The 5,374-nt window shown below is 37.8% G+C and carries 5 protein-coding genes and 2 pseudogenes; 6 read left to right on the top strand and 1 reads right to left on the bottom strand.

From position 1 onward, the window contains the following. Positions 1-123 precede the first annotated feature (123 nt). Complete coding sequence (locus QZ995_RS23445; RefSeq protein WP_301812338.1) at positions 124-321, top strand: hypothetical protein; 198 nt, start codon at positions 124-126, stop codon at positions 319-321. A gap of 45 nt (positions 322-366) precedes the next feature. Here QZ995_RS23445 and QZ995_RS23450 read toward each other — a convergent pair. Beyond that, positions 367-492 (bottom strand): annotated as a pseudogene (locus tag QZ995_RS23450) (IS3 family transposase); the annotation flags it as partial. Between the two features lie 656 nt (positions 493-1,148). Here QZ995_RS23450 and QZ995_RS23455 point away from each other — a divergent pair. From QZ995_RS23455 to QZ995_RS23475, 5 genes and pseudogenes are all read left to right on the top strand, one after another. Next, complete coding sequence (locus tag QZ995_RS23455; RefSeq protein WP_301812340.1) at positions 1,149-1,811, top strand: hypothetical protein; 663 nt, start codon at positions 1,149-1,151, stop codon at positions 1,809-1,811. A 96-nt stretch (positions 1,812-1,907) separates the two neighbouring features. After that, the gene (locus tag QZ995_RS23460; RefSeq protein ID WP_301812341.1) at positions 1,908-2,102 is read left to right on the top strand and encodes a hypothetical protein; all 195 of its coding nucleotides are present in this window, start codon (positions 1,908-1,910) and stop codon (positions 2,100-2,102) included. Positions 2,103-3,247: 1,145 nt separating this feature from the next. Next, positions 3,248-4,099: an alpha/beta fold hydrolase gene (locus QZ995_RS23465; RefSeq protein ID WP_301812343.1), complete on the top strand. Its 852-nt coding sequence runs from the start codon at positions 3,248-3,250 to the stop codon at positions 4,097-4,099. Beyond that, positions 4,096-4,947 (top strand): DUF2785 domain-containing protein, encoded by an 852-nt coding sequence (locus tag QZ995_RS23470; protein WP_301812346.1) that lies wholly within the window; start codon positions 4,096-4,098, stop codon positions 4,945-4,947. The genes QZ995_RS23465 and QZ995_RS23470 overlap by 4 nt, the downstream gene beginning before the upstream one ends. A 163-nt stretch (positions 4,948-5,110) precedes the next feature. Next, positions 5,111-5,349, top strand: a pseudogene (locus QZ995_RS23475) (YolD-like family protein). The last annotated feature ends 25 nt before the right edge of the window (positions 5,350-5,374 follow it).

A 5,374-nucleotide genomic window follows, 5' to 3' on the forward strand; every position in this document is an offset into this window, starting at 1 on the left:
TCATATTTTATAACATGGGTTGTATAAGTGATTGATCGTAATTTACTGAATATTGTTTACTTTAGACAGAATTAATGGTATTATTTTTATATAAAGGAAAACATTATACATATGGAGGGTATTATGAAGCTCATTAAAAAGGCAACATTTGGAGTTCTAGCAATGTCATTATTAGCAATCGCTGCACCAGCATCACAAGCAGAGGCCTTTTATTGTAAACCTTCTGGATACAACCAACCCCAGTATTGTTTAGATGAGACAGATTTTTATAATGATCCATCACCTAACCCTAAAGGAGGCGGGGGATATAAAGTCCCTTAAGGGACTGACCCCCGTTTTTGGGACAGGGATAAAACACTTTATTTGCTAAGCAACCAGTTGCCGAAACTTAATCGGTGACTGGTTGCTTAGTTTCGATTGAATGCGAACATTGTTACTGTAATGAATGTAGTCTTTTACTGTCTGTACAACGATGGTCATCGTTGTCAGGTCAAATCACAAAAATAGAATGTTTCCAGTCAGTTCGGTTATCCGTTAGAGGGATTATTTCAACGAATTAGTCTTAAATGTGACTGCTTAAAAGAAGTTGGAATCCCCAATGTCTACAGATTTGGGTAAAGACTGAATTTCCATTCTTCGAAATTTTACTTTGTCGCTTCCTGCAAAGTTGTCAAAATCAACTTAAATTATTCCAAAAGTTATTCCTATAAGTTGCTAGGCATGTTTCGCAAGTCCAAAAAATGTTAATTGGCAGATGAGCTGAGGATTGCTAGTGGACAAGCACCTCAAAATGAATAATCTTTGAAAAGTGCCGGTTCCAAACTGGCATTTTTCTTTTCCCTTACGCACACATTGTGGTCGAAGCGGCGAACAAGCTTGGCCGTAAAATAACAGGCTTTGAAATAGGTGAGGTTTATTTTAATTTAGCAAGTAGTAGAACAAAATGCCTCCTTTATAGGGGGTGGTTTTATACATAAAGAGGAAAAAAGTTACATATATAGAAGTAAGTATTTATGGTCGAAAAGAAAATTAGCTTGTATGATCTAAAAATAAAATATAATAAATCCCAAATTATAACAATATCTTACAGTATGTTTCTGATAATCTATTAAAAAGACTTTATCTGACATATTGTGGGAGGAATAAAAATGTTTAAAAAGATTTTGATGATGTTCACTTTCTTAGCTTTATTTGCTACCACGATTATTGCACCATCACCAAATGCTTTTGCTTTCGCAGATCAGGCTAAATCAGTGTCTGTAGCTGCAGAAGGGGATTTTACAAAAGAGGATATTCTCCCTCTGAAAAAGTATGTTACAGTGAATAGTGAAGGCTTTTTTGAATTCGATATTGAAAAAGCAAAAGCCGATGGTTTCGAAGACGAATTACTGATTGGCCAGCAAAAACATCTTCAACAACTTAATGCACAGATAGCAGAAGGAGACTTAAAGGCATATAATAATTTAGATGTGAAAGCAATTCATTCAGATAAACCTTCTTCAGTTATTAGTATCAAAGGCAACTGTAACGGTATAACCACTGACGTAAAGACCTACTGGTGGGGATATAGCAGAAAAATGGATAGCTGTAAGACTAATAGAGTTGCTGCTGATTTCGCTAGTGCTTCATCAATAGCTGCTGGTACTGCAGTTGTAGCAGGTATTTTTGGCGGAGCACCTGCTGTACCGGCTGGAATTACTTCAGCTTACTGGGCTCTACTGTCTTCTCGTTTATACGCTAATAATAGTGATAACACTGGCGTAGTATTAGACATGACATGGGCATATGTTTTTGATATAGAACCACAGTAAGAGATTTTTTAGTTTACTGTTTTTTTTTTCTAAAAGTTTCCTCTTTCAAAATAAAAAGGGGAAACTTTTAAATTTCTACACGTGGAGGATAAAGATATGCAGCAATTGGCAAATTCAATCTTAATTTTTTCTTTAGTCATCACGGTTATTTTTATTTTTAGAGCGATATACCAGTATAAGAGAGGAGATATTTCTGAGAAGAAGAAACTTGTTAAAACCTCTCTTATTTCCCTTGTAGCAGTGTTTATTGCTATGGGATTAGTTACAATGTTTATTATCAGCTCCCCATAGGGGGTGCCCTAAATAACCTTCGGCAAAAATAGCTCTCTGACGGAAATTAAACCGTTGGAGGGCTATTTATGTTGATAAACATGTAATTTTACCCATTGCATAATCTCCTCATCATCTAATAAAATAAGAACGCGCATTCGTATTCGAGGAGATGTTTTGATGGCTAGTAAAATTCTTGATCCGCTTGTTAAATTATCTAAAAATTCGTAAAAAAACTATTTAGGCATAACAAAGCCATCTAAAAGAAGATCAAGACGACCTAATGCCAAACTTGGATAGTTATCGTCTATCTTCTCAATAAACTAACGGGCATATGCAAGAGGTCTAGTTTGTTCAACTAACGGGAAACGATAGCGCAATAAAGCAACGGCAGTTCAGGATCTTTTGATCCACGGATACCGCTCTTATACTTTTTTTGTGGTGTTATAGCCGACTTATTTGTTAAATACAAACGTGAATGTTAAGCATTCAATTAACATTATCATTACCATCCAAACTCACCTATTCTAATCTCGGTGATACTCACTATTTTATACAATTAAGCTTTTGTCTTAAGCCAATGGTGACTTCGCGTATCGCATAAGTAAGGACTATCTAAGTCTTTTGAAGGAAGTAAAGCCATCCAACCAAGGGTTTGAACATGTTAGCAAAGCTGCAACCCCCTTTTATTGCTACAATTTGCGATGATTTACATTTTCGACACACTAGCCTTTATAAAATTAATTCAATTATTAAATATAGGTTTCGGGACCTGTATTGTATTTGAATCTTTTGATGCAGTCCCAAAGGTATCTCAAGTCACCTTTGGTGGAAACAATTGGCGAGTTAGCCTAACGTTAGCTACATAAGATCTTTTTAATCAAACTAGTTATAGATTATACTTGAGGGGACGTTTAGAATTTCTTATGGATAAATGGTAAGTCAGCTGTAGCAACTATCCTTACTAGTAGGAATCATTTTGTACTATCAGGTCGGGAGTGTGATTCATAAAATTCGAAAAATAAATACGTGCATACACATTGAGGTATTCTTCAAGTGCATCAGTGAGAACGTATAAATCAGCTTGATGACGCGAGAGAAACAATCAGGAATGGATGAAGAAACGTGAGAAAATTTATATTCATTGGTACATAGGAGAAGGTTGTATGTCTAACAGAAAGAAATGCGGTTTAAAACAAAAAACAAAAAATATGGTTAAAGATATCGAGCAAAAAACGATAGAGTTTGACCGTTCAGAATCCCGAGGTTATTACAATGAAAACTTCCATACCTGTTCTAACAGGAGGTTGTACAGTAAATACTCACAAAAAAGTACGCCTTGCGTCATCTTTATTGCCGGATTAGGTGATAGCTGCGAGACATGGAACGAGGTCCAAGATCGGATATCGCAGGAAACATCAACCTTTTCCTATGACAGAGCAGGTGTCGGCAGGAGCCAAGGAGTGTCCGGTCCTCGGACTTGTCATGATCTTGTTGAGGAGCTCTGTGAACTGTTGCTGGCACTTGACGTGGAACCGCCTTATATCTTAGTGGGGCATTCTTTTGGTGGTTTGATCGCCAGATTGTATGCAAGTATTTATCCACAGCTCATCTCCGGCATAGTTCTGGTTGACTCTGCGCCCGAGTATAAAGAGCTCAAGTATGAAAAAGTGTTGCCAGAAAAGTTAGTTGCAGAGAATAGAGAATATTTTGATAACCCTCTGCTAAATAGTGAGAAGATCGATAAGGTACAGAGCTATAAGCAAATCGTTGAAAATTGTCGACAAAGTAACATTCCTCTTTCAATTATTACGAGAGGTTTACCGGATATGGATGACGGGGAGTGGCCATGTCAGGAAATACTAGAATTGGAGCAAAGGCTGCAAGTCGATTTCCAGCGGCTGTCAACGTCTAGTAAGCACCGGATTGCCAGTTGTAGCGGGCACTATATTCATCACGATGAACCAGAAATTGTGATAGAGGAGATTATGGTAATGTTAAAGGAGATAAGAAAGTGAACGATACAAGGACGAAGTTAATGATGGATCTTCAAAGAATTGAGGCGGAGAAATACAAGATTCGTGAAGATGAGCAACTACAGGATTTCGTAACTTTGATGCTGCAATATATAGGCGATCCACATCCGGAATTGCGAGACGAATTGATCTATCCCACATTCTTTGAATGGATAAATGTGGAGAACAGGTTTTCTGAAGAGGAATTGCGCAGGCTTCTGACTGTTCTGACTGATGAGCAGCATTTATTTTATCATATCGGTAGCGAGGGTGACCAGACTGTATTCACAAGGACGTTTTCTGTGCTACCTATAGCTCTAATTGTGCGACGTCACAGGGAAAAGCCTTTTCTGAATTTAGCTGATTTCCAACATCTGAAGTTTTCACTGCTCCGCTATTATAAGGAGGAGAAAGATTTACGCGGCTATTTGCCCGAAGGAGGCTGGGCTCATAGTGCGGCCCACGGTGCGGATGCGTTGGTGGAACTGGTGCAGTGCCCAGAGAGCAATGCATCGGTACAGCTTGAGGTTCTTGCCGCTATCCAGAGAATGTTACATAATGGGTTACAAATTTTCAGTGAAGAGGAGGATGAACGGATTGCCAGTATCGTGTATACCATGATTGACAAGGATCTGCTTCCTCAGCAGGAGATTGTTGACTGGATAAGTGCCTTAGTGCAATGTTCCAGCTGGCCGAGAAGCCGCAATCAGGTGATTGCCCGAGTGAACATCAAGAACTTTTTGCGAAGCCTTTATTTCAGAATGGGACAAGATAGCCGTAGGAATGATCTTGCCGGTGCCATACTTACAGCCGAGTCTGCATTGAATAAGTTTGCGATAAGTTATTATTGAATACATGCTGATAATTTATGCCATTATATTTTGATAATGTATCTAATAAAGAATCTTTAAATTCACCATTTCGTGGATTCATTAATAATTTCGACGAATATTTTAAGATTATTATTAGCCTCACGAAAAATAAATAATCGATTAAATATTAAAATTCTCTTTGATGATTCTCTTGCCAGAGAATGAACCAGCCGAGTTTTGTTATAGGATATCTGACTCACGTCAATATGACTACGCCCTTACAATTAGCTGGTGGAAAGAGACAAAAAAGGACGAGGCGTGATAGAATCTGCTTGGGGATGGGTAGATAAGTTTGATTCCCAATTTAAAAAGATCAAGCTAAAAAACCATGAGGATTTCTGGTGGATTCCTGTAGAAGATGTAGTGAGTATTGATAGGTAAAAGTAAAAAGTCGTCTCCTAATATT

Origin of the sequence: Brevibacillus laterosporus (assembly GCF_030489605.1) — a bacterium.
In the GTDB taxonomy this organism is placed as follows: domain Bacteria; phylum Bacillota; class Bacilli; order Brevibacillales; family Brevibacillaceae; genus Brevibacillus_B; species Brevibacillus_B laterosporus_E.

Excerpts from the sequence above, each read along its gene's own strand:
- QZ995_RS23445 (WP_301812338.1), top strand. The coding sequence starts at position 124 with ATGAAGCTCATTAAAAAGGCAACATTTGGAGTTCTAGCAATGTCATTA.
- QZ995_RS23455 (WP_301812340.1), top strand. The coding sequence starts at position 1,149 with ATGTTTAAAAAGATTTTGATGATGTTCACTTTCTTAGCTTTATTTGCT.
- QZ995_RS23460 (WP_301812341.1), top strand. The coding sequence starts at position 1,908 with ATGCAGCAATTGGCAAATTCAATCTTAATTTTTTCTTTAGTCATCACG.
- QZ995_RS23465 (WP_301812343.1), top strand. The coding sequence starts at position 3,248 with ATGTCTAACAGAAAGAAATGCGGTTTAAAACAAAAAACAAAAAATATG.